Source organism: Corynebacterium halotolerans, assembly GCF_050107895.1.
Classification (GTDB): domain Bacteria; phylum Actinomycetota; class Actinomycetes; order Mycobacteriales; family Mycobacteriaceae; genus Corynebacterium; species Corynebacterium halotolerans_B.
In genome coordinates, this window is sequence record NZ_JBNILW010000007.1 from 39,481 (window position 1) to 63,701 (window position 24,221).

A 24,221-nucleotide genomic window follows, 5' to 3' on the forward strand; every position below is an offset into this window, starting at 1 on the left:
CCGGGGTTCTTCCCGCCCGGTGGCTGCCGGCTGCCCGGGACAGCTGGCAGCTGGCCCAATTCTTGAAGTTCGCTCAGCCCGGCAGGCGGACCGGCATCAACAGGTAGGTGAAGTCGGTCTCCGGCGTGGGGAAGCTGCCGTCGGAGTCGGGTTCCGGCGTGGCCTCCTTGAAATCATCCGGCTCCGGCAGGAGGATCGCGGACCGGGAGGGCTCCGTGAATCCGAAAACGACGTTCTCGGTGTGGACCACAGCTAGCCCGTCCTTGAGGTAGCCGGGGTTGAAGGCGATGATCAGCTCATCCCGGCCGATGAAGGAACAGGGGATGGTCTCTTCGGCGTGGCCGGAATCAGTGCCGCCGGCGGAAAGGATCAGCTGATCCGGCGAGAACTGCATCCGGATCTGCGCGTTGCGCTCCGTGACCAGGCTGACGCGGCGGATTGCCTCCTGCAGGGGAGCGATCGGCACTGAGGCCATCGAGGTGTGGGTCTTCGGCAGCAACGGGTGGATGTTCGGGAAGTCCGCGTCGAGCATCCGCGTGGTGGTCTCCCGGTTCTCGGTGTGCACACCGAACAGGCCCTCCCGGCCGACCTGATCTCCCTGGCCCACGGCGATCTCCACCGGATCCGTCTGATGGGGATCGAGGGTACGGGCGTTTTCCTGGAGCGTCTTCGCGGGGATAAGCAGGTTCGCCTTGACGTCCGGGGTCACCGGCGTCCACTCGAAGGTACGGAGCGCCAGACGGAACCGGTCGGTGGCGGCCATCTCGACCCGGTCACCGTCCACGACCACGTGGACACCGGTGAGCATCGGGAGGGTGTCATCCTTGCCGGCGGCAGCGGCCACCTGGGTGATGGATTCGATGAACAGCTGCGGGTCGATGGTGCCGGTCAATTCCGGCAGTTCCGGCAGCTGCGGGTAGTCGTCCAACGGGATCAACGGGAGCTCGAAGCGGGAGGAGCCGCAGTGGATCAGCAGCTTGGTTCCCTCGACGCGCAGATCCACCGGCTTGTTGGCCAGCGTGCTGGTGATCTCGGCGATGAGCTTGCCGGCGACTGCGATCCGTCCCGGCTCCATGACCTCGGCGGAGACCTTGACCCGGGTGGAGACTTCGTAGTCGAAGCCAGCGAACTCCAGTCCATTGTCGTCAGCGGTGATCACCATGGCGCGTAGCACCGGCTGGGTGACCTTGCTGGGCAGGCTGCGGGCCACCCAGGCAACTGCGTTGGCCAGGTCATCCTTGGCCACCCGGAATGACACGGCTTGGGACTCCATGCTTCGTCGGCTCCTCGAGGTCTTCAGGTCGGGACACGGGTCTTGTCATTCCCGGGGGATCCAGGAACCACAAAACCCGGTGCGCAGCATCGTGCTGCGCAGTTGGGGAATTACAAACCACGCTACCCGGCGGTCCGGGGTTTGCGGGAATTTGTAATTCCATGTCTTGGCGTTTTCGGGCCCGGCGGAGCGCCGGAGCCGACGAGTTCTCCCCACCCCTTCTTTCTTCTTTAGAGCTCCCTAGTTAAAAGACAGTAAAAGCAGTAGGTCCTGTGCACTCTGTGAATGGGTGGGTAAATGCCAAGCTAGTCGATCCAATCCGGCTTGTGTGACGGCTTGTGCAAAACCTGTGGATAACTTTGGCTGATTGTGGACAACTCCGGACCGCCGAAATCCATCCACAATCCCTCCACATTCGCCAGGTGATCTTTGCACAGGTGAGAGGGGGTTCTCCACAGACATTCCCGACTCCGGACGCTCTCATTTCGTGACCAGTATCACCGAACTACAATCTTGTAATTACACAGGTGTGAATAGATCTGTGGATAGATTTTCCGCGCTCGCCCGGCGGCGAGCGCCCGGCGGAGCCCTTTTCAGAAAAACAGCAGGTCAGCGCAGTCAGGGTGGGGTGGCGGAGAAAATTGTGCGGCGTGGAACTCCCCGCAGGGGAGGACAAATGACAGGAACCGCCCACTTCCTGCAGAAGCGGGCGGTTCCTGTCATTTGCCGTGGTGGCACAACGGCACCGGCGCAGTATTGGGGCGCCGGGGAAGGTGGTTTAACCCCGGCTACGGTTCTTGATGAGCTGGGTCAGCTGCTGGATCTCATCGTAGGTGTCGCGTTTTTCCTTCATTTCCTTGCGGATCTTCCGGTCCGCGTACATGACGGTGGTGTGGTCCTTCCCGCCGAAGTGGTCGCCGATCTTCGGCAGCGAGAGATCCGTCAGCTCCCGGCAGAGGTACATCGCCAGCTGACGCGCATGGGCCACGGCCCGGGTCTTGCCGGCGCCCCGGAGGGTGTCCAGGGTGATGTCGAAGTACTCGGCGGTCACCTCCATGATCGCGGGAGCCGTGATCTCCACGTCAGCGTCCTCGGGCAGGATGTCGCGCAGGGCGATCTCCGCCATCTTCAGGTCAATCGGCTCATTGATCAGGGAGGAATACGCCGATACCCGGATCAGTGCCCCCTCGAGCTCGCGGATCGAGGACTCGAAGCGGGAGGCGATCATCTCCAGCACATCCCGGTCGACGTAGGTCTCGTCCGCCTGCGCCTTCTTCATCAGGATCGCGATGCGGGTCTCCAGGTCCGGGGGCTGCACATCAGTGATGAGGCCGGCCTCGAAACGGGTACGCAACCGGTCTTCCAGGGTGGTCAGCTGTTTCGGCGCCCGGTCAGAGGACAGGATGATCTGTTTGTCGGACTGGTGGAGAGCGTTGAAGGTGTGGAAGAACTCTTCCTGGGTACCTTCCTTACCCTCCAGGAACTGAATGTCATCGACCATGAGGATGTCCAGGTTGCGGTAGCGCCGCTTGAAGGATTCCTGCCGGTCATCCCGGACGGAGTTGATGTAGTCGTTGGTGAATTCCTCACTGGAGACGTACTTGATCCGCAGCCCGGGCTGCAGGACCTGGGCGTAGTTGCCGATGGCGTGCAGCAGGTGGGTTTTGCCCAGCCCGGAGCCACCCCAAATGAACAGTGGGTTATAGGCCCGGGCGGGATTCTCGGCCACCGCCACGGCGGCACCGTTGGCGAAACGGTTGGAGGAACCGATCACGAAGGACTCGAAGGTGTACTTCGGGTTCAGGGAACGTTCCTTATTGGGGTCATGCGCCGGCTTCTCCCGCGGGATGCGGCGGCCGTAGTTGCCGCCAGCCTGCTGGCCGTCCGAAAACGCCTGCTGCCTGCCCACAGAGGCGTCGTACTGCTGCATCGGCGCGTGGCTCTGCTGCCAACCACCGTCGCTGTAGGTCTGGTTGGCCGCCGGGAAAGATCCGTAACCGCTGTTGTGCTGCTGACCCTGGTCCGGGCGGTAATTATTCGGCTGTCCCTGACCCGGGAAATCCCCGGGGTAGGGCTCCGTCCCGAAATGGGATTCGGAAAAACCTGGTTGCTGCGGGTAGGAGGGCTGGTAACTCCTGCCCTGCGAGGAATCCGGTTCAGAGCGTGCGGGCGAGTCATTCGGCCGCTGCCGCTCGGGTGGTGTCTGCGAGGTGACGTCCTGCTGCACCGGCCGCTGTGGTTGCGGGGGCTGGGGACGGGCGCTCGTGGGGGGCTGGTCCTCCCAGAGGGTCCCCGGGGCCGCTGGTGGCATCGCGGAATTATGGCCGGTGACGCTGCCGGTTTTCGGCCGACGGTCGCCCGCGGGCCGCTGCTCCTCACCGGGAGCGGAATCGGTGGCGGCATCGTCTGTCCCGGCAGTGGCAGGTTCCACGCTCACCGCAATGCTGCAGGGATGTCCCATGTGGCGGGAGAGCACCTGGGCGATGTGCTCGCCGAGGTCATCCTCCACCACGTGCTTGGCCATGGTGTGGGGGGTGGCCAGCACCGCATAACCCTGCACCAGAACGATCGGACGGGCCAGCTTCAGGTAGGCCTTCTGCTGGTGGGTCAGAGTCGGGATGGCCGTGTTGGGTAGTTCCGACTCGTGCAAGAGCTCAGCGACTACCTGATGCCATGTTTCGGCCAGCGACGATGAGTTTTCCGTCACACTTTCCTCGTTCTTTGTAGTTGGTTGGGCACGTGGCCCACTGGCAATTTTCTCCCTCGGACGAACCGGAAAGAGGCGTCCGGGCAACCCCGGATTTTGGTATTCAGCCCCGCGGAGGGAGCTCGGCGCGGCAGTGCCCTGGGAAAAATGACAAAAGTTGTTCACCGCGCCTTTCACAAACGGAAAATGGCTGCAACCTTGTCTTCCACAGAGTTGTCCACACTTGTGGATAACTTTCCTGCGGGTGATTATCCACAGCTTAGCGCATCTGCTGTGGATAACGGAGAATCCCGCTCTTGGCTTGTTGACCTGCAGCTTTCTGTTTGGCTGGGGAAAAATTCAGGTCAAACTCCGCAGTTATCCACAATGTCGCACAGTCACAGGGTGTGAGTTGTGGAGGATTGTTTCATTGTTACTCCCCCGCAGGGGAAGGTGTCCAGACGGACCGGGGGCTATGTCAGGGGGAAGGTGTTGCGTTTGCCGCGGCCGCCGCGGCAGGCATTCGCTCGGGTGCAGCTGGCACAAGGAAACTGGGCGTGACCAGTCACGAATCACAGATTTGTAATTTCAGGGGCACCCGTGTGGGGCGCCGTCAAATCCGGGTGTGTCGATTTGTTCCGGCCCTGGAATATCGCGTAGTCTGGCATGGTCTGTCACACCACAGTGGGGTTCGACCTCGGATGCTGTCGCCGATGCTGCCGCGTCGCAGTGCGGCGAGGGCTGAAGATCACGGGCCCCAACACTGAAGTGTGCTTTGAGGGCAGAGTCGGCACATAGCCGGGCCGTGGTGCCCCGCCAGTTGGCGGAGTTTCCGGGTCAGTGCGGACCTGCGCACGGCAGCCTCGTCCCGCGGGGATCTGGTGGCCGTATCTCAACAACCAACATCCGATATCGGGTGGCCCAACCCGGCGGAGGAACTGCGGAGAAGCCGCAGGTTCCCCTGAAACGGCCACCGCACAATTTTTAGGAGAATTACCGTGGCAAAGGGAAAGCGGACGTTCCAGCCGAACAACCGTCGTCGTGCACGCGTGCACGGCTTCCGTACCCGTATGCGCACCCGTGCCGGGCGCGCCATCGTGTCTGCACGTCGTAGCAAGGGCCGCGCCAAGCTGACCGCTTGAGTTGCGCCTCTTCCCAGGTAGAAAAGGTGCTCCCGCGGCAACATAAGTTCACGTCACCGGTCGAATTCGACCGGACCATCAAACGTGGACGCCGTGCGGGCAGTCGGACGCTCGTCGTCCACCTGTGGGAGCAGGACACCGAAGCAAGTCCCGTCATTGCCGGCGGGCCACGCTTCGGCCTGATCGTTTCCAAAGCCGTCGGGAACGCGGTGGTCCGCCATCGCACCTCCCGGCGGCTTCGGCATGTCTGTGCCGATCTGGCCCGCGAATTGCCGGCCAACTGCAATCTGGTGATCCGGGCGTTGCCGCGCTCCGCGGACGCTGATTCCGCTGATCTGGAGCGGGATCTACGCCGCGCGGTGAAGAAGCTGATGTCTCGTGTGTCACCAGAATGAGCCACTGCCTGACGTCCCGAGACCGAGGAACCCGCTGGCACGGGTCCTGTTTGGTGCGGTGCGTTTTTACCAAAACTACATTTCCGCCCTTAAGATGGGGCCCACCTGCCGTTTCGAACCGAGCTGCAGCAGATACTCTCTGGAGGCATTGTCCCGGCACGGGGCGATCAAGGGGATCCTGCTGTCAGTGGTACGGCTCTCCAAGTGTGGCCCCTGGCATCCGGGTGGTTTTGACCCGGTGCCTTAGCCTGAGGCGTCGGGTGTGGCGCACGGAGCGTGTGGCCTGTCCAATCAAATACCACCGAGGAGTTCTGACTTAGAGTGCTCAACTTCATTTACTGGCCGATCTCGGCCATCCTGTGGTTCTGGCACAAGGTATTCAGCTTTGTGCTGGATCCTGGCTGGGGCTTCACCTGGGTGCTGTCCATCATCTTCCTGACCTTCACCATCCGCCTGATCCTGGTCAAGCCGATGGTCAAGCAGATGCGGTCCTCCCGCAAGATGCAGGAGATGCAGCCGAAGCTGCAGGCCATTCGCGAGAAGTACAAGAATGACCAGCAGAAGATGATGGAGGAGTCCCGCAAGGTCCAGAAGGAGGCGGGCGTCAACCCGCTGGCCGGCTGTATTCCGGTGCTGGTCCAGGTCCCGGTGTTCTTCGGACTGTTCCACGTGCTGCGCTCCTTCAACCGCACCGGCACCGGCGTGGGGCAGCTGGGCCTGTCCTTCGAAGAGAACCGTAACCTGCCGAACTACGTCTTCTCCGTCGCCGATGTGAACTCCTTCCTTGACGCCCGCATCTTCGGGGTCCCGATCTCCGCGTTCATCGGCATGTCGGAGGACATGTTCCAGGCCTTCCAGCCGGTGGATTTCTCCCGCTGGCAGATCATCCTGGTTGCCGCACCGCTGATTCTGATCATTGCCGCCGCCACGCACTTCAACGCCCGCATGTCCATTGACCGGCAGAAGTCCCGCCTGGCCTCCGGCAAGCAGCAGGCGCCGAGCGGTGAAATGATGCAGAACCAGATGCAGATGATGAACAAGATGATGCTGTGGTTCATGCCGCTGACCATCCTGTTCACCGGCTTCCTCTGGCACCTGGGCCTGCTGTTCTACATGGTCACCAACAACGTCTGGACCTTCTTCCAGAACCGCTACATCTTCGACAAGATGGACCGCGAGGAAGATGCGGAGGAAGCGGCGAAGAAGGCCGCTGCCCGGACCTCCGCGCCGAAGCCGGGCGTCCGGCCCGCTGGCGCGAAGAAAAAGAAGAAGAAATAGTCGGTCCCGCCGACACTTTCCCGGTCGGTGAATCACCACCGTTGAGAACCACAGCCACCGCTTCCCACCCTCGGGAAGACGGTGGCTGTTCTGGTTTCTGCGGTGGTGATCTAATCTTGTGGGGAGACTGAACCCGCCCCCGAGACAAAAGGAGAAGGTTTCACGTGAAACCAAGCGATTCGGAGCTGTCCCCGGAGGATGCCGCCACGCCGGGCGTCGCCACACGGCTCTTCGGGGAGAATCTGGACAAGGCGGTCGCCTACCATCACTCCCTGGCCACCGACGGCTCTGAGCGCGGTTTCATCGGCCCCCGCGAGGTTCCCCGTCTGTGGGACCGGCACATCCTCAACTGCGCGGTCATCGGGGAAGCCATGCCGCAGGGGGCCACCGTGGCGGACATCGGCTCCGGCGCTGGCCTGCCGGGTATCCCGCTCGCACTGGCCCGTCCAGACCTGAAGATCATCCTCATCGAGCCGCTGCTCAAGCGTTCGGTCTACCTTGGTGAGGTCAAGGAGCGGCTCGGTCTGGACAACGTCACGGTCATCCGGGGCCGGGCGGAGGAAAAGGCGGTGCGCAAGCAGCTCGGCAGCGTTGACGTGGTCACTTCCCGGGCCGTGGCACCGCTGGGGCGGCTGGCCGGCTGGTCTCTGCCACTGGCCCGCAAGGGTGGTGCGATGATCGCGATGAAGGGCTCCTCCGTCGGAGAGGAACTGGAGCGCGACGCCGCGGAGATCGCCCGCGCCGGCGGCGGTGAGGGCGAAATCATCCAGGTCGGTGCGGAGCTACTCGAGGAACCGACCACCCTGATCCGCATTCCGCGCATCAAATAACCGGCAATAACCATTTACCGCTGTGCGGTCGGCCGTACCCGCAGTGTCGTTGTGGAACCACACCCCCACACGGACTACTGTGGATATAGTGCCGAAGTGCACCGCGTTTCAGCTTCAGGAAGAGGGGCATTCACAGTCCATGGAAGATCAGCAGTGGGACGATACACCGATCGCTGAGGCGGCCCGTCGGGCGGCGCAGGTGCTCACCCCCAACTCTATGCGCCTGCCGCGTCCGGAGTCGCCGCGCCTGATCACCATCGCGAACCAGAAGGGTGGCGTGGGTAAAACCACCTCTTCGGTCAACCTGGCCGCCGGTCTGGCGTTGCACGGGCTGAAGGTCCTGGTCATCGACCTGGACCCGCAGGGCAACGCCTCCACCGCGCTGGGCGTGGAACATCGGGCGGGAACGCTGTCGAGCTATGAGATCCTGATCGGCGAGTGCTCCGCAGATGAGGCACTGCAGAAGTCCCCGGACTTCGACAACCTCTACTGCATCCCTGCCACCATCGATCTGGCCGGCGCCGAGATCGAATTGGTCAGCCTGGTGCGGCGGGAGTACCGCCTCTACGACAACATCCGGGGTGACTTCCTCACCGAGCACGGCTTCGACTACGTGATCATCGACTGCCCGCCCTCCCTGGGCCTGCTGACCATCAACGCGATGACGCTGGTTGATGAGGTGCTCATCCCGATCCAGTGCGAGTACTACGCCCTGGAGGGCGTGGGCCAGCTGCTCAACAACATCACCATGATTCGCGAGCACCTCAACACCAGTCTCCATATCTCGGGGATTCTGCTGACCATGTACGACGCGCGCACCAAGCTCGCCGAACAGGTGGCCTCCGAGGTCCGTGAGCACTTCGGCGACGTCGTGCTGAACACCCTGATCCCGCGCTCGATCAAGGTTTCCGAGGCCCCGGGATACGGGCAGAGCGTCATCCAGTACGATCCGGGGTCCCGCGGTGCCATGTCCTACCTCGACGCCTCGCGGGAGCTCGCCGAACGCGGTGATTTCCAACCGGCTCCCGGCACCGGCGCCATCGGAGTCAGCCCGGCCACCGCAGCGGAGATCGCCGACGCGGCCAAGCAGGCGGAGAGAGGCGGGTCAGTTGCGGAGTCGGCGGAAGTGTCAGACACTGCAGATGACTCCGCGCCGGCCCCGGGCCCTGAGGGCACGTCTGACAGCAAGTCCAGCGTGAAGGCTGGTGCGAACTCCGGTGCCCCCGCCTCGCCCAGCACCGAGAACTGACGGACCCGTAGTCCGAGAAAGGCACCTGAACAATGTCACAGGAAACACGAAAGGGTGGCCTCGGGCGCGGCCTGGCCGCACTCATCCCCAGCGCTCCCAGCACCACTCCCCGGCTGGGTGACTCCGCCGCCGACATCGTGCTCGGCGGCACGCGCGGAGCGCGCGGCAATCGGGACCGGAAGCGTCAGGAAGCGGCGGAAGCGGCGGAAGCCCCGAGCGAGGACCAGCACGAGAAGGTGGCCAAGGCCTTCAAGGGCACGGATGACGACGCCCCGGCCACCACTCCCCAGGCTCCTGCCGAGCCCCGGGTGCCGACGGTTCCGCCGGAGGTCACCGGCGGACGGGTCCCCAAGCTGATCGCGCAGGCGGCGGAGAACGACGCGCGCCGTCGCGCCACGGAGGAGGACAACGAAGCACCGGCGGAGGAAGCTCCCGCTGACACCGGAAAGCCCGGGGAGAGCACGGCGGGGACCACCGAGACGTCGGCACCCGCGGCCCCGGTGTCCCCGGTGTCGCCGGATGACGACGCTCCTACGGATGCCCCGACGGACGCCGATGAGGAGGAACCGGTGGTTCCCCAGACGGCTGAGGAGATCGGGGCCAGCTACCGCGAGATTCCGGTTGCCGAGATCTCGCCGAATCCGCAGCAGCCCCGGCAGGTCTTCGAGGAGGGTGCGCTCGATGAGCTGATCCACTCGATCAGGGAGTTCGGGCTCATGCAGCCCATCGTCGTCCGCCCCAAGGCGGAGGGCGGCTTCGAGCTCATCATGGGTGAGCGCCGTTGGCGGGCGACCACCGCCGCCGGCCTGCCGACCATTCCGGCCATCGTCCGGGAAACCGAGGACGGTTCCATGCTGCGCGATGCGCTGCTGGAGAACATCCACAGGGTACAGCTGAACCCGTTGGAAGAGGCCTCCGCCTACCAGCAGCTGCTGGAGGAGTTCGACGTCACCCAGGCCGAACTCGCCGAACGGCTGGGGCGTTCCCGTCCCGTCATCACGAACATGATCCGGCTGCTCGCCCTGCCCGTTACCGTGCAGCGCAAGGTGGCCGCGGGAGTGCTCTCCGCCGGGCATGCCCGGGCTCTGCTGGGGATCAAGGCCGGTGAGGAAGCCCAGGAGGAGTTGGCCGGCCGTATCACCGCCGAGGGGCTGTCGGTGCGGGCCACCGAGGAGGCCGTCACCCTACTCAACCGTGGTGATGAGACTCCGGCGAAGAAGCCCCGGGAAAAGGCCCCGCAACCGGAATACATCACCCAGGCCGCTGAGCGGCTGTCCGACGGGCTGGAGACGAAGGTCAGTGTGGCGATGGGCAAGCGTAGGGGAAAGATCGTCGTCGAGTTCGGCGACCGGGACGACTTCGAACGCATCATGTCCCTGATCGACCGCGAACGCTCCTGAGCCGGGCCGGGGAAACCAGGAGGGAGCACTCACACCATGGCTGCGAAACTCTATCCCGTGATCCAGGAGCATCTGGCGTTCGTGCATCCCGGCGCAGCCCGGTCGATATTCTGGGAAATCGACTCGGCCACCGCCCGGGAGATCGAGCGCGCCGGTGACCCGGGCTTCGAGAAGGAAGCCTGGCTGACCACCACGATCCTCAACTACGGCTGTTGCGGCTACAGCATCGCCACGCCCCACCCGGACGATCCCGGCCTGCCGGTCAAGGTGCTGGCCACCGTCCTCTACTGCGGACGTGACGATGCCCCGGGCAGCACCCAGTTGCCCACGGCCCCGGTCTCCGAGGACGCGGAGCTCATCAGCTCCCTGTTCATCGAACCTGAGCACGCGAGCGATGGCATGGCCGCGGTCCTGCTGGACGCGGCGATCATGGAATTGGTGCGCAAGGACGTCTCCGCGGTCGAGGCCTTCGGGCTTCGGGAGGACCATCACCTGGACCCCGACTCGCCCAGGGCAGAGACCGTGCAGGACATCGTGGGGCGGCGGGAACAGATCGGTCTGCTCCCCGAGCCGGTGCTGGAGTCCGCGGGCTTTGAGGTGGTCCGCGATCACCCGGTCCTCCCCCGCCTGCGCCTCGAACTGCCGCCCAACAGTGCTCTGCTGACTGCCGAAGCCGTCGAGCAGCTGCTGGCACGCACCCAGTAGCTGCAAGCTCCCTGCCCTGAGGTGCGGGACCCCTGCGGAACCGCCGACCGTGGCTCAGCCCGCCCTCAGCGGGGAATGTCACCCAAACGGTTGCCAGAAGCCCCTCTGAGAGCCCGGGAGGAGATAGATCAACCCCGGGCCCGTTGAGGGCTCCGGGACGGTCTACGGCGTTCCTGGTGCTTTTCAGGACAGCTCGGCGCGCAGCAGCTCACTGAACTTGTAGGTTCCGGTCGGCTGGTGATCCTGGTCCACCAGGTAGAGCCGCTTCACGGCCACGACGATCGCCTCCGCGATGGCGTCCCGGCCGTCCGGATCGGTCAGCACGGCCAGATCATGAGGATTCGTCAGGTATCCCGCGGCCACTTCGACGGTGGGCATCTGCGTCAGACGGAGCAGCTCCCAGGTGCGGGCGTGGTGGCCGCAGTTGATCAGGTCGGTGCGGGCGCAGACCTCCCGCTGAATGTAATCGGCGAGGTTCTCCCCGGTCAGCGAACGGCTTCCGATCTCACTGCCGAAGTAGAAGCTGGCCACGCCCGAGGCCTTCTCATTCGGGTAGCTGTCGCACTGCAGGCTGAGCATCAGGTCCGCACCGAAGGCGTTGGCGATTTCCGCGCGCTTTTTATGGGAGGGGTCGTCCATGCGCGGGCGCGAGAGGATCGTCTCCATCCCCGCGGCGATCATCCGGCCTTCGATACGGCCGGCCAGGTCCCAGAGGATCTCCTCCTCAGTGATTTCCCCGAAGCGGCCGGTGACGATCTGGCCTTTATTCGCGCCACCGAAAGCGGGGTCGATCACCACCCGCTTACCGGTCAGCTTCGGGCCGGCGTTACGCACGTGCTCCCGTTCCCGGATCGCCTGGGGTGAGCCGCCGGTGATGCGTCGGCCCAGCAGGCCGAGCGCCCGGATGGTCTCCGGTCCGCAGACTCCGTCATCCTGCAGCCCGTAGTTGAGCTGATAGGTCCGGGTGGCCTGGTACGTGGCCTCGCCGAAGTGGCCGTCCACGCGGTGGGAGTAGAAGCCCAGCTCCTGCAGCTGGTTCTGGAGCTGCACCACGTCATCGCCCACCAGCTGGTTGCCGGGGACGTAGGACAGCACGCGGGCGCCCAACTTGTAGGAGGCGTACCGCAGCTCCCGCAACGTCGTTTCATCGATCGTCCCGGTGGGGATGATGCCCCGGGACTGTTGGAAGGCCTTCAGTACCTCTGAGAGTTCGTTGTCAAAATCCATGTCGGCGTCGCTGTACTGGTGGGACTGCTTGCCGGAGACTTCTCCGGCAAATCCCTGCAGAAGTCCGAGGCGGGCGAGGGCCATCCGCGCCTCAGCCACCCGCGGGCTGTGCGCTCCGACCCTAAGCTCGTCTGCCACGACTCTCCTTCCGTCAGAGTGAGTGCAAATGCCCGTCATCCGGTCCGTCCGGCTCCTGAAGTCGGAGCCACCGGTTCCCGGGTGCGAGTCTGGAGTCAGCGTACCAGTTAGAGGTGGTCGTTCAGCTTAGCGACAATCTCCGCTTTGGGACGCAGCCCGACGAACTCATCGACCTTCTCGCCGTCCTTGAAAATCAGGACGGAGGGGATGGACATGATCTGGAACATCGCCCCCAGTGTGCGCTCCGCGTCCACGTCGACCTTGGCCACGGTGACCTTGTCCCCCATCTCATCGGCGATCTGCTCGATCATGGGGCTGAGTTTCTTGCAGGGGCCGCACCATTCGGCCCAGAAATCGACGATGACCGGTTTATCGGACTCGATGACGGTGGAACGGAAAGTGTCCTGGGTGACATCAACGACATTGCTCATGGGGTTCTCCTTGGTGGCTGTCTGACGGATGTGATCCGATATTAGTTGTCGGCCAGCGAGGCGAGGTAGTTCTCCGCGTCGATGGCGGCGCGGCAACCGGAGCCCGCGGCGGTGACGGCCTGCTGGTAGTGGTCGTCGACGAGGTCGCCCGCGGCGAACACGCCCGGAACGTTCGTGCGGGTGGACGGTTCCTCGACCTGCACGTAGCCATTGTCGTTGACCGCTACCTGGTCCCGGAAGAACTCGGAACGGGGATCGTGGCCGATGGCGACGAACATCGCCGTGACATCGAGGTTGGACAGCTCCCCGGTGACAGTGTCCCGCAGTTCCAGACCCTCGACCTTGCCTTCGCCGAGCACCCGGTTGACGGTGGTGTTGGTGACAAAACGGATCTTGTCGTTCGACTTCGCGCGGTCCAGCATGATGGCCGAAGCACGGAAGCCCTCACGACGGTGGATGATCGTCACGGACTCAGCGAACTTCGTCAGGAAGGTCGCCTCCTCCATCGCGGAGTCACCGCCACCGACGACCGCGATGTGCTGGCCCTTGAAGAAGAACCCGTCACAGGTGGCACAGGAGGAGACACCGCGGCCGAGCAGCGTCTGCTCACCCTCGACGCCCAGGTAACGCGGCGCGGAACCGGTGGCCAGGATGACGGCGCGGGCCAGGTGCTCCTCCCCACCGACCACGAGCTTCTTGACCTCACCGCTGAGGTCAACCTCCTCGACCAGTTCCATGCGCATGTCAGCGCCGAACCGCTCAGCCTGCGCCCGCATCTCCATCATCAGGTCCGGGCCCATGATGCCCTTTTCGAAGCCCGGGTAGTTCTCCACGTCGGTGGTGTTCATCAGCGAGCCGCCATACTCATAACCCTCGAACACGATGGGCTTGAGCTCCGCGCGCGCGGCGTAGACCGCTGCGGTGTAGCCGGCCGGACCGGAGCCGATGATCGCGACGTCGTGGACCTGGGCTGCCTCTGACATTGATGCCTCTTCCTGCTGTAGCTGTGTGGCGGCCGACAGCGGGGAGGGCGTCGGCGCGCGGGTTTCATGATCGTGAACGTCCTGATTGTAACGGTGCCGCCCGGAAGGTTCCCTGCGACGGGTCTCCGTACGGTGCGGGCGGAGCCGCTGGACATTCCCACTCCGTGCCTGTTCAACGATGCCACTGACCGGGAATATTCCCCGGGCCCTCCCCCGCTGGAAGCGCGCAGGTCTCCCCGATCAGATTCTCCGGCGCCACGACCGGGACGAGGAGGGCCGCAGCCCTCCTCCCCGGGACTGCGTCGGAGTCCTCCTGACGCCGGTTCTTCCGCTCGCCGGCGCTCCCATACGCCTGAGCCCCACCGGCGTGTCAGGGGCGATCGGGGCCGCTTCCGTTCACACCAGCGCCGGCTGCAGGATCTCCCGCAGGCACTCCTTGGCCCGGCCCCGGCGGGACTTGACGGTGCCGGGCCGCACGCCCTGCACGCGGGCCACGTGGGAAACCGGATAACCACCGAGGTCCACGAGCAGGAGTGCGGTGCACTGGTCGGCCCGCAGTGTGCTCAGGGCCTGCCGCAGCAGCAGGAGCAGGTCGATGCGGGGCACCGGGTCGTAGCTGAGTCTGATGTTGAGTTCATGCGGCACGGTGCCGTCGTCGAGGGCGGCCACCTCCCGTCGGCTGCGGTGGTAGGCGAAGTCATAGCCCGCGTTCATCACCAGCCGGTACAGCCAGGTTGACAGGGCGGCCTCCGCCCGGAATTTGTGCAGGTTCCGGCTGGCCTTCAGGAAGGCTTCCTGGAGGATGTCATGGGCGTCCTCCTCATTGGTGCCGTAACGGCGGGCCACCCAGAGCAGTCGTTTCCGGTAGCGGTGGACGATTTCGGTGAACGCTCCCCCGTCGCCGGCCACGTAGGAATACACCAGTTGCTGGTCAGTCTTGTTTCCGTACCTGTGTACACGCTTCATTAATCCCCCCGAATTAGTGTCGTGCCCCAATCTCACATCAGAGCCTGAAGAAAGACACAGGATCCCTGCCCAATATGTTGGGCAGGGATCCGAACGGGCCACAATATGTGGGGTTTTCCGTAGTGAGCTCCGGTCAGGAAGTTCTCAGCAGCGGGGTCCTTCCGGTCAGGGGGTGGGGACGGCGGTTGGCTCCGGCTCCCCGGACGAGGGCACGGTCGCCGGGGCGCCGACCAGGCGGATTTCCGCGATGTCCAGTGAGGTGGAGTCGCTCGGCGGGGAGGCGAACCACACGATCACCTCTTCCGTGTTCACCGGGTCCGCGACATCGATGCTGGTGCGCTGTTCCCCGAGGGTTCCCGTGGCCACCGCCGGGGCGTCGTCAAGCGAGGTGAGGGTGGTGGCGTCGGTGCCGACGGGCAGCGCGTGGACACTGATCTCCGCCCCCTGGGAATCGCCCAGGACCACGATCTTCTGCAGCTCGACCAGGTGCTCCGTGCTGAGCCGCACCCCGACGCCCGGGAACTGGCCGGCCGTGACCGGGGCGGTCCAGCTGGTGGCCTCGTCATCGTCGATGAGCTGGTCCAGCTGCCCAGCCACCGGCTGCGGCCAACCGCTCACCCCGGCCAGATCCTGGACGAGGGGCAGGGATCCCGGGACAGCTGTCTGGACCCCCTGGATGGATTCTTCATTGATCGGTGCGCCCTCATTGTCACCGGAGAGCAGTCCGGTGACGTAGGCCATGAGTGCGCCGATCACCGACACCACCAGAATCACCGTCACCGCGATGGTCGCGATCATCTTCCGGGAGTAACTCTTGGATCCGAATCCGGCCCGCTCGGTCGGCTGCGGGGCCGGTTCCTTGTCCACCATCAGGGCGGCGGAGGAGCCCGTGTCCCCCGCCAGGCCGACCTCCTTCAGCCGGGCCGCGAGCTCGCGGACGTCCATCGGCTCGACCTCGGCGTCATCCTCATCCTCGGGCGCCGGCAGATCCTGTTCCTCCCGCTTCTCGAACTCGGCGGTGCGGCAGACCTTGTCCCGGACGTCGACGACCGAGTCCGGCGCCGTGTCCGGATTAATCAGGCGGATCAACGCAGAACCGAGGGAGGCGGAGTCATTGGCGTAGCTGGCCTCGCTGAGGACCGCGGGGAAGGCCAGCACGGCCTCGCCGGCCGTGTTGATGCGGATGCGGGCATGGTTGTCCAGGCCCAGCGGGGTGAACGCGTCGCGGGCCGCCGCGGCGGCGTCGGTGAGGCCGGACAGGGCGTAGGAGGCCGCGTAGGGGTCGGCACCCGCCTCGGCGACGGCGTGCAGCGAGGAACCCGGCACCCATTCGGTGACCACCAGGCAACCGGAGCGGTAGGCCGAGACGTCGAGCACCGGGGCGATCGCCGGGTGCTCCAGCGAGTCGAGCTTCCGGGTGCGGCGGACCACCTCTGCGGCGGCACCGGCGGCCTTCGCTGGGGAGGCCGGCGCCAGCGGGGCGGAGCCGGTGGTGTCCACGAAGACCAGGCCGACCGTGCGGCCCGTGCTCCGTTCGCGGGCCTGCCAGAAGCGGGCCCCCGGCACGCTACCGTGGTCCGCCAGCAACCGGAAGCGGCCGTCGGCCACGGGGGCGCCGGGCACCAGGCGCGGTCCCCGGACGACACCGGCCGACAGAGGCGGCGGGACCGGGGTGGCGTTGAAGGCGTCCGTGCCCAGCAACTGGGTGGACAGCTCCTCCTGGGTAGGCACGGCGACGTCGAACTGCCGGGAGGTGTCCGGCTTGATGAAGCGACGCATACCGGGGATGCGCTGGAGCACCGCACCGAGGTTCTGGACCTCCGGGAGGCGGGAGAAGGACAGGGCGATGCCGGTGACGATGAGGAAGATGACGCCGACGATGCCGACCTTGATCATCTCCGCGAAACTGCTGAAGGGGCTCGGCAGCGCCGGAGTGACGAGGCCGAGCAGGAAATGCACGAACAGGGCCACGGCGGCACCGATGATGGAGGCGGCCACCGCCCAGCCGGTGGTCTTCATGATGCTGCGGAAACCGAGGGGACCCAGCTTGCGGCGCAGCAGGAAGGCCCCGATGAAGGCGCCGGCGACGAAGCCGAAGCCGTTGGCCGCACCGAGCAGGATGACCACGCGCTCCGGGGAGGCGGCGACCAGCGGCGAGGCCAGGGACAGGACCACCTTGGTGGCGGTGATGCCGGCGATGATGAAGGTCGGGGTCCAGGCTTCCTCACGGGCGTAGAACACCCGCAGGTGCAGCAGCACCAGGGCATAGGGAATCAGGGTGAACGCCGAGAAACTCAGCGTGAGCCCCAGCAGCCGGGCCGTTTCCAGGGGGAAGTTGAGGTACGCGAACAACGCGACGCCGATCTCCGGACCGAAGGCCATGAAGAAGATGATCACCGGGATCAGCGCGATGAAGGTCAGCTTGGTGGCCAGCGTCAGGTCGGCGACCACCGCCTTGTCATCGCCATCGGCGGCGTTGCGGGAGATCCGGGGCATCAGGGCGGTCAGCAGCGTGACACCGATGATGCCGTAGGGCACCTGCAGCAGCAGCCAGGCCTGCTGGTAGATGTTCGGCGCGGCACCATCCGCCTGCCCGGCGATGTGGGTGGTCACCATCCAGCCGGCCTGGGAGATGCCCACGTACACGATGATCGCCAGGGCCATGCCACCGAACTGCTTGAGCCGGTCGTCGATGCCCCACAGGGGACGCAGGTCGATGCCGGCGCGCCGCAGTGGCCGGATCATGATGAGCGACTGGACGATCACACCGAGGGTGGTGCCCAGGCCCAGGAGCATCACATGCGGATCAGTGACACTGCTCTGCGCGTCATCGCCGAGCCGACCCGGGATCAGCATGTAGAGCAGGAGCACCGCCACGCTGATGACGTTGTTGGCCACGGGCGCCCACGCGCCGGGTTTGAAGATGCCCTTGGTGTTCAGCACCGCCATGAACAGCGAGAAGATGCCGTAGAAGAAGATCTGCGGCAGCAGCAGGTAGGCGAAGGAGGTCGACTGGACGACGTTGACCTCGCTGTCTTCGCCGAGCATCACGCGCGTGATGAGCGGTGTCGCCAGCAGGGACACCGCCGTCACGATCACCAGCAGGGTGACCGCCAGCGTGAACAACCGCCGGATGAAGGCGGCGCCGTGATCGGCGTCCTCCTTCTCCGCGCGCACCAGCACGGGCACGACCAGGGAGGTCAGCACCGCACCGAGAACGATCTCCGTGATCAGGTTCGGCAGGGTGTTGGCGATGTTGAAGGCCGAGGCCACCATCTCGCCGAGCGAGGCGCCGATCAGCGCGTTGCGCAGGAAACCGGTGATCCGGGAGATCAGCGTGGCGATCGCCATGGAGCCGGTGGACCGGACCACGTCGGCGTTGGAGGCCACCTTGTCGGTGCCGCCGTCCTCCTCGGTGAGCGTGGCGGTCGCGGTGCCGGCTGCGGCCGAGGCCCCCGCCGCCGCGGCGAGGGTGGGATCCGGGGCCGGGACGCCCGGGGCATGGCTGAGCAGGGACCGGTCCTCGGCCAGAGGCTCAGGTTCCGGTTGGAAGCTGGGGTGGATCTCCGGCACCGGTGCCGGCGGGGAGGCCGGCACGATGCGGCCCCGCTGTCCGGCGCTCGGCGGCGGTGCCGGCGGCGTCGGTTCAGTACCGGGTTGCGGTGTGGAGGCATCGTGAGATGCCGGATGTTGAGAGCTCACGGAAAACCATTCTGATTGTCGTTCTCTGATTGGTACAGGCGTGACACATCGGCGGCGGCGCTGCACTGCAGCACCGCCACCGCCGTATCATTCCGTACCGGGAGGTCTGGGGGAACCCGAATTCTCGTCCGCGTGACCGACACCACGCCGTGGGGTCGCCGCCCGCGGGCGTGACCCGTCGGTCTCCCCCGTGGTGGTCTTCGGGGCTGCCGGGTCCTGATCGGCCGCATCCGGGTTACCCGGGTAGCGGGCGGCCCGGCGTTTGCGGTGCCTGCCGACCCGGAACACCAGGGCCAGGACCAACGCGACCACCAGGGCGATGGCGGCACTCGAGGTGCCCACCAACCCGGCCCTGGTCTGCACGCTGATCTCCACCGGATCAGAGATCGCGGCACCGTCCACGGTGGCCAGGCGCAGGATGAGATCCGTGCGATCCTGGTCCTCCGGAAGATCCGCCGTCATCTGGAGGGTGATTGAACCCATCGCCGGGATACGGATCTCCTCCGGCACATTGAGTTCCGCGCCTTCGGGGGCGGCGTAGGCGATCGTCGCTTGGGCGGGCAGGGGCAACCGGTTCTCCGCGACGATCAACAGCGGGGAGGACTCGGAGGCCCGGGTGTAGACGTTTCCCGGCGGGATCAGGGAGACGGAGCTGCGCAGTCCCTGCAGGGTCTGCCGGTTCCCGGTCAGGCGCTCGTCGGTCTGCTGCACCTTATCAGTGAAGTTGTGCAGGGAACGTCGTCCGGTGCCGCTGAGCGCCACCAGCAGATCCCGGCGTAGCGGAGCGGTGAACTGGTACCGGGTCAGGACGATCGCCGGGTCATTGCCCATGATCCGGGTCAGGTCATCGATGTAGTTGGCCTGCTGTGCGGTGCGCAGGATCTCGGCGTCACTGAACACGGTCGGATCGGCGAAGGGAGCACCGAAACCGGTGCCCTCCTGGGGCATCGTGAGGCGGTTGTTGTCCAGCTGGTCCTGCTGCTCGGGAGTGGGGCTGAGGTAGTCGCGGAAGCCCAACGGCGTGACCTGCCGGTCCCCGAGCAGCTCCCGGGCGGTGTCGAGGAGCATCCCCGCGGTCGCTGCGCTCAGGTGGGCGGGCGGCATGATGAACAGTGGATCCGCCGCACCGTCGCCCCGGGCGGTGGCGGCGGCGCTGAGCTCAGCCGCCGCCAGCTGCACTGAGGCGGCGGCTGTCAGGTTCCGCGCCGCGGGCGAATCGATGCTGGTGTCGAAACGGGAATCAGGGTTGGAGTACCCGACGGTGGCCGGCGCCTCACCCGTGGCTGCCAGCGTGGCGGCCAGGGAATCCTGGTAGGTCACCCCGATGACCCCCGGAGCCAGCTCCGCGAAGCGATCCACTTGAGCGGGATGCCAGACGGTGTTGTCCGCGACCAGGACATCGACCGGGTTCTCCGGTTCCGCCGGCAGATCCGTGGAACTGATCTCCGGCAGGGTCGTGTCCTCCAGCGTGTCGGTGCCCGGTCGCTCTGCCGCCGCGCCCTCCCCCGCAGCCGCGGAAGCCACCGCTGCGGCCTGCTGTTCCCAATCGGCCTCCAGGGGATCTGACTCTGCAGTCCCACCGGAACCGGAGGCACCGCTGGAAGCTGCGGTAGCCGAGGTGGCGTCCGACTGATCCGCCCAACCCAGGGCCGGGGCGGTCGCCGTGCTGACGTAGCCGCTACCGGGGATCACCACGTTACTGACCGGATCGACCTTCAGAATCTCGCTGATCGTTGCGGTCCCGCGCTCCAGGCTCTCCCGCATCAGCCACAGGTTACCGGTCTGCTGCACGGCGTCGAGGTCGGCGTTCGCCCAGGGCAGGGCGACCACACACGTCTCCTCCGCGAGGTCACCCAGCTCAGCCAGCCACGACTGCGCATCCTGCTGCCCGGTGCCGGTGACGCCCGGGGCCGGGTCGGCCGGGTCAGTCCAGCTGTCGCGCAGCCGCTGGCTGGTGGGCTCCTCGATCTGGCGGGCGGTGTCGACGGTGTACCCGCGGCTCATGCGATCCACCGTGTCCAGCAGCGCCGGATCCACCGCGAGGCAGGAGGCGGTCTGCAGCGCCGCCCCCTCGTCCCCGGCGACCGCCTGCCGGTACTCCTGCAGCAGCTGGTCCAGTCGGCCCCCCTCGGCGAGCTCCCCCGCCAACTGCTCGGAACGCAACAGCAGAGGGGTGTCCCCCGGGGAGTCACCGGTCTCCCCGGGCAGGATGTCGGTTTCGGCGGTGATGGGATAGAGCATCGTCATCGGCACGGCCGGGGCGTCCTGCCCCATGCCGGAACCGGGGACGGAAGGGGTATCCCCCGTGGCGTTGAGCAGGAAGCGTTCCGTGCTGAACTGCGTGGGCGACTGCGTTGCGGGCTGGCCGCTGAGGGAGAACAGCACCGGGTAGGTGCCGGGGGTGCTGATCGAGAGGGTCTCCGCCGCGGCCGGACCCGTGGGGATGTCGAGCTGGACCCGGCGGGTCTCCCCCGGTGCCAGGTCCCCGCTCAGCCGGGCCCCCGGGCCGAACCACGGGTAGGCGCCGGACTCGTATCCCAGCACCTGACGGGCCTGGGAAGTAGAGGTGCTCTCCTCCGCGCGCCGGGCCTGGAGCTGCAGGTCAGTGACCACATCCCCGGTGTGGTTGTGCAGTTCCAGGGTGACTGTGGCGGTTTCCCCCGGGGTGACCACCGCCGGCTCTGAGCCCACCAGTTGCAGGGAGACCTCTTCGTCGGACTCGCCGGGGCGCAGCAACGGGTTGACCCACTGCTCGGCCACGGCGGGATCATCCGGGGCCAGCGGCAGCGGAACGGCCCGCGCCGGGGAGAGCAGACCGGCCGCGGGCAACATGACGGCGCCACCGAGCAGCGCGAGTGCTCCGGCGGCGCTGGCACGGGTCCCCCAGTACCGGACGACCTCAAGCCCCGGGGTACGCCGGACGACGTGCCCGGCGGGCCGGGGCCGCCGGAGCGGCCGGGGCAGCCGTGCCTGCGAGCTCACCTCGGAGTCGCCCTTCCAGCCGCCTTCTCCTTCCGGGCCAGATCCGGCAGCAGATCATGGGCGATGCGCGCCAACTTGCGCTCATCGGCGTAGGCCAGATGCTCAATGAGTTCACTGACGGGGATCCAGGCCACTTCGGTGACCTCGGGGTCCTCGTCATTGAGGTCGCCGTCGACGTAGCGCAGCAGATGATGGTGCACGGTCTTGTGTATCCGGGTGCCCTCGGAGACGAACCAGTAATCGATCACACCGAGTTCGGCGAAGACCTCGCCGTAGACGCCGGTCTCCTCCCACACCTCACGCTCGGCGGTGCTGTCATGAGCCTCGCCGGGCTCCACGTGCCCCTTGGGCATGGACCACAGCAGCCGCCCCCGGCGATCCAACCGCCCGATCAGCGCGACGTAGATGCGGCCGAGATCGACCTCATTGCGCTCCGAGACAGCTTCCGCCAGCCCGGAGACAACCAGGCCACCGGCCGAGGTCTCGTCCCGGGTCTGCATGCGGGAGTTGTGGGCACCGCGCTGCTGGGCGCGGTTCGGCCGCCGATTCTGCGGGGAGCTGTGCTGCTGCCCCTTCCCGCCGGACTGCCGGTTGCGGTTGCCGCCACGGCGTCGACCGCGGCCGCCACCTTCCCCGGTGGACTTCGTGGTCTTGCCGGGGCCGGCGGGCTTCTGGGGACCGCCGGACTGCCGGGATCCCGACTGCTTTCCGGCACCCTGGGACCGGGCCCCGCCGGAACGACGTCGGGACCCGCGGCGACCGGAGTCCGACTTGGCGGTCTCCCCCGCGGCGGCCGAGGTACCGCCGGTGCGGGCGGTGTCCCCCTCAGCCGACTGCTCGCTGCCACCGGTGTTCTGGCGCTGACCCGCACCGGAGCCGCGGCGTCGGGAACGGCGGCGCCGCCGACGGCGCTGGGGCGCGCCGGAGTCGGGACCCGTGCCTGACGGGGTGGCGGAACCCGCGGAGTCCTGCCCGGAATCCCGGGGCCGAGTGTTGTCAATCATCCCCATGATCGTATCCGTTACAAGGGGTAATCGGAATTATTGAACCCCCATGCCCGGTGAATCGAAGCGCCGGGACACTGCCGCGGCCCCGGCAGACCCCCGGTCCGGCGTCGCCGCGCCACACCACTTCGCTGCCGCAACGGCCGTCAACCCCGGTGAACACCGCCCTGAAAGACGGGTGCGGTGGGGCTATTCCCGTCCGCTGTGCTGGGCGGGGCAAAACCGGTGCCAGGCGGTGGTCCGGTGGCCGGTATCCCCCGGCCCGCCGGATCAGCCGCCGCAGGGTTCGGGGACTGCCGCTGCCACGGGTAGCATTGAAGCGGTGAACTCCGAGGATCTCAACGTCGACCCAGACAGTAAGGAACCCGCCTCCCAGGTGGAGCTGCTCGCACGCGCGGAAAAGGCCGTCACCGCCCTGACCCCCGTGCTCGGCGACCTGGTGGCGGCCTTCGAGCAACGCGGCGAGACACTCTTCCTCGTCGGTGGTTCCGTCCGCGACGCCCTCCTCGGCAGGCTCGGCAACGACCTGGACTTCACCACCTCCGCCCGCCCCGGCACCACCCGGGAGATCCTCGACGCCTATGCCGAGGTGGTCTGGGACACCGGCATCGATTTCGGCACCCTCTCCGCGGAGAAGCACGGCCAGCAGATCGAGATCACCACCTTCCGCTCCGACACCTATGACGGCACCTCCCGCAACCCGGAGGTGCAGTTCGGCGACACGCTCGAAGGGGACCTGGTCCGCCGGGACTTCCGCGTCAACGCCATGGCCGTGGAACTGCGTACCGACGCCGCGGGCACCGGCGTCGAGGGCCGCTTCCACGATCCGGTGGGCGGCCTGGCGGATCTGCTGCACCGCCGGCTGGACACCCCCGCCGCCCCGGAGCAGTCCTTCAACGATGATCCGCTGCGGATGCTGCGCGCCGCGCGCTTCACCAGCCAGCTGGGCTTCGGGGTCGCCGCCCGGGTGAGCACCGCCATGACGGAGATGCACGCCGAGATCAAGCGCATCACCGTCGAGCGCATCCAGGTGGAACTGGACAAGCTGATGGCCGGTGCCGCCCCCTGGACCGGAATGAACCTCCTGGTCAAGACCGGTATCGCTGACCATATCTTCCCCGAGATCCCCGGCATGCGACTGACCCAGGACGAACACCGCCAGCACAAGGACGTCTACGCCCACTCCATGCAGGTGCTGCGGCAGGCGATGGATCAGGAGGAGGACGGGCCGGACCTGGTGCTGCGCTGGGCGGCCCTGCTGCACGACTGCGGCAAGCCCGCCACCCGGGAATTCAAGCCGGACGGCGGGGTGACCTTCCACCATCACGAGGTGGTCGGTGCGAAGCTGGTGCGCAAGCGGCTGCGGGCCCTGAAGTACCCTAAGCACATGACGGGTGACATCAGCCAACTGGTGTACCTGCACATGCGCTTCCACGGTTTCGGGGAAGGCCAGTGGACCGACTCAGCAGTGCGCCGCTACGTCACCGACGCCGGGGAGCTGCTCCCCCGCCTCCACAAACTGGTCCGCGCCGACTGCACCACCCGCAACCAACGCAAGGCGCGGCGGCTCCAACGCACCTACGATCACCTGGAGGAGCGGATCGCCGAGATCGCCGAGAAGGAGGACCTGGCCCGGGTCCGGCCCGACCTCGACGGCAACGAGATCATGAAGATCCTGGATCTGAAGCCCGGACCCGACGTCGGTCGGGCCTGGTCCTACCTGAAGGACCTTCGGCTCGAACGAGGTCCGCTCGACCGAGAAGAGGCGATTGCTGAACTCCGGACCTGGTGGGCCGGGCAGCAGTCGCAGAACTAGAAAGGAACGGGCAC

The 24,221-nt window shown here is 66.3% G+C and carries 18 protein-coding genes; 9 read left to right on the top strand and 9 right to left on the bottom strand.

From position 1 onward, the window contains the following. Positions 1 to 73 precede the first annotated feature (73 nt). A complete protein-coding gene (gene dnaN / locus ACQCVD_RS08340) occupies positions 74 to 1,273 on the bottom strand; it encodes a DNA polymerase III subunit beta (RefSeq protein ID WP_426823275.1) in 1,200 nt (399 codons plus the stop codon). A gap of 778 nt (positions 1,274 to 2,051) precedes the next feature. Continuing rightward, on the bottom strand, positions 2,052 to 4,157 hold the full coding sequence (gene dnaA, locus ACQCVD_RS08345; protein ID WP_426823276.1) for a chromosomal replication initiator protein DnaA: 2,106 nt from the start codon (positions 4,155 to 4,157) through the stop codon (positions 2,052 to 2,054). 800 nt (positions 4,158 to 4,957) lie between these two features. Here dnaA and rpmH point away from each other — a divergent pair. The 8 genes from rpmH (at position 4,958) to ACQCVD_RS08385 (ending at position 10,958) form a co-directional block, all read left to right on the top strand. Then, a complete protein-coding gene (gene rpmH / locus ACQCVD_RS08350; protein WP_156193598.1) occupies positions 4,958 to 5,101 on the top strand; it encodes a 50S ribosomal protein L34 in 144 nt (47 codons plus the stop codon). Positions 5,102 to 5,127: 26 nt separating this feature from the next. After that, the gene (gene rnpA, locus ACQCVD_RS08355) at positions 5,128 to 5,496 is read left to right on the top strand and encodes a ribonuclease P protein component (protein ID WP_426823277.1); all 369 of its coding nucleotides are present in this window, start codon (positions 5,128 to 5,130) and stop codon (positions 5,494 to 5,496) included. Further along, entirely contained in the window at positions 5,480 to 5,743 is a 264-nt protein-coding gene (gene yidD / locus ACQCVD_RS08360) for a membrane protein insertion efficiency factor YidD (protein ID WP_426823278.1), read from the top strand. Before rnpA ends, yidD begins: the two co-directional genes overlap by 17 nt. Before the next feature lie 74 nt (positions 5,744 to 5,817). Further along, positions 5,818 to 6,774 (top strand): membrane protein insertase YidC, encoded by a 957-nt coding sequence (gene yidC / locus ACQCVD_RS08365; protein WP_426823279.1) that lies wholly within the window; start codon positions 5,818 to 5,820, stop codon positions 6,772 to 6,774. 185 nt (positions 6,775 to 6,959) lie between these two features. Further along, a complete protein-coding gene (gene rsmG / locus ACQCVD_RS08370; RefSeq protein WP_426823410.1) occupies positions 6,960 to 7,604 on the top strand; it encodes a 16S rRNA (guanine(527)-N(7))-methyltransferase RsmG in 645 nt (214 codons plus the stop codon). 139 nt (positions 7,605 to 7,743) lie between these two features. Next, positions 7,744 to 8,853 (top strand): ParA family protein, encoded by a 1,110-nt coding sequence (locus ACQCVD_RS08375; protein WP_426823280.1) that lies wholly within the window; start codon positions 7,744 to 7,746, stop codon positions 8,851 to 8,853. A 32-nt stretch (positions 8,854 to 8,885) separates the two neighbouring features. Next, complete coding sequence (locus ACQCVD_RS08380) at positions 8,886 to 10,253, top strand: ParB/RepB/Spo0J family partition protein (protein ID WP_426823281.1); 1,368 nt, start codon at positions 8,886 to 8,888, stop codon at positions 10,251 to 10,253. 36 nt (positions 10,254 to 10,289) lie between these two features. Further along, a complete protein-coding gene (locus ACQCVD_RS08385) occupies positions 10,290 to 10,958 on the top strand; it encodes a hypothetical protein (protein WP_426823282.1) in 669 nt (222 codons plus the stop codon). A 183-nt stretch (positions 10,959 to 11,141) separates the two neighbouring features. Here ACQCVD_RS08385 and ACQCVD_RS08390 read toward each other — a convergent pair whose 3' ends face one another. The 7 genes from ACQCVD_RS08390 to ACQCVD_RS08420 form a co-directional block, all read right to left on the bottom strand. Then, on the bottom strand, positions 11,142 to 12,323 hold the full coding sequence (locus tag ACQCVD_RS08390; RefSeq protein WP_426823283.1) for an N-acetylmuramoyl-L-alanine amidase: 1,182 nt from the start codon (positions 12,321 to 12,323) through the stop codon (positions 11,142 to 11,144). Positions 12,324 to 12,430: 107 nt separating this feature from the next. Continuing rightward, complete coding sequence (gene trxA / locus ACQCVD_RS08395) at positions 12,431 to 12,754, bottom strand: thioredoxin (RefSeq protein WP_426823284.1); 324 nt, start codon at positions 12,752 to 12,754, stop codon at positions 12,431 to 12,433. A 41-nt stretch (positions 12,755 to 12,795) separates the two neighbouring features. Beyond that, positions 12,796 to 13,737 carry a thioredoxin-disulfide reductase gene (trxB, locus tag ACQCVD_RS08400; RefSeq protein WP_426823285.1) on the bottom strand — a complete coding sequence of 314 codons (942 nt, stop codon included), beginning with the start codon at positions 13,735 to 13,737 and terminating at the stop codon, positions 12,796 to 12,798. Positions 13,738 to 14,133: 396 nt separating this feature from the next. After that, a complete protein-coding gene (locus ACQCVD_RS08405) occupies positions 14,134 to 14,703 on the bottom strand; it encodes a sigma-70 family RNA polymerase sigma factor (protein ID WP_426823286.1) in 570 nt (189 codons plus the stop codon). Between the two features lie 165 nt (positions 14,704 to 14,868). After that, positions 14,869 to 18,405 carry a murein biosynthesis integral membrane protein MurJ gene (locus tag ACQCVD_RS08410; RefSeq protein WP_426823287.1) on the bottom strand — a complete coding sequence of 1,179 codons (3,537 nt, stop codon included), beginning with the start codon at positions 18,403 to 18,405 and terminating at the stop codon, positions 14,869 to 14,871. An 87-nt stretch (positions 18,406 to 18,492) separates the two neighbouring features. After that, positions 18,493 to 21,387 (bottom strand): hypothetical protein, encoded by a 2,895-nt coding sequence (locus ACQCVD_RS08415; protein ID WP_426823288.1) that lies wholly within the window; start codon positions 21,385 to 21,387, stop codon positions 18,493 to 18,495. After that, complete coding sequence (locus ACQCVD_RS08420; protein WP_426823289.1) at positions 21,384 to 22,391, bottom strand: NUDIX hydrolase; 1,008 nt, start codon at positions 22,389 to 22,391, stop codon at positions 21,384 to 21,386. Before ACQCVD_RS08420 ends, ACQCVD_RS08415 begins: the two co-directional genes overlap by 4 nt. A gap of 322 nt (positions 22,392 to 22,713) precedes the next feature. Here ACQCVD_RS08420 and ACQCVD_RS08425 point away from each other — a divergent pair, with 322 nt between their 5' ends. Further along, positions 22,714 to 24,207, top strand: coding sequence for a CCA tRNA nucleotidyltransferase (locus tag ACQCVD_RS08425; protein ID WP_426823290.1), 1,494 nt, complete (start codon positions 22,714 to 22,716; stop codon positions 24,205 to 24,207). Positions 24,208 to 24,221 lie beyond the last annotated feature (14 nt).

What these genes read in the sequence shown, in the direction of transcription:
- dnaN (WP_426823275.1), bottom strand. Translation starts at nt 1,273, where the DNA reads ATGGAGTCCCAAGCCGTGTCATTCCGGGTGGCCAAGGATGACCTGGCC.
- ACQCVD_RS08375 (WP_426823280.1), top strand. Translation starts at nt 7,744, where the DNA reads ATGGAAGATCAGCAGTGGGACGATACACCGATCGCTGAGGCGGCCCGT.
- ACQCVD_RS08380 (WP_426823281.1), top strand. Translation starts at nt 8,886, where the DNA reads ATGTCACAGGAAACACGAAAGGGTGGCCTCGGGCGCGGCCTGGCCGCA.
- ACQCVD_RS08385 (WP_426823282.1), top strand. Translation starts at nt 10,290, where the DNA reads ATGGCTGCGAAACTCTATCCCGTGATCCAGGAGCATCTGGCGTTCGTG.
- trxA (WP_426823284.1), bottom strand. Translation starts at nt 12,754, where the DNA reads ATGAGCAATGTCGTTGATGTCACCCAGGACACTTTCCGTTCCACCGTC.
- trxB (WP_426823285.1), bottom strand. Translation starts at nt 13,737, where the DNA reads ATGTCAGAGGCAGCCCAGGTCCACGACGTCGCGATCATCGGCTCCGGT.
- ACQCVD_RS08405 (WP_426823286.1), bottom strand. Translation starts at nt 14,703, where the DNA reads ATGAAGCGTGTACACAGGTACGGAAACAAGACTGACCAGCAACTGGTG.
- ACQCVD_RS08420 (WP_426823289.1), bottom strand. Translation starts at nt 22,391, where the DNA reads ATGATTGACAACACTCGGCCCCGGGATTCCGGGCAGGACTCCGCGGGT.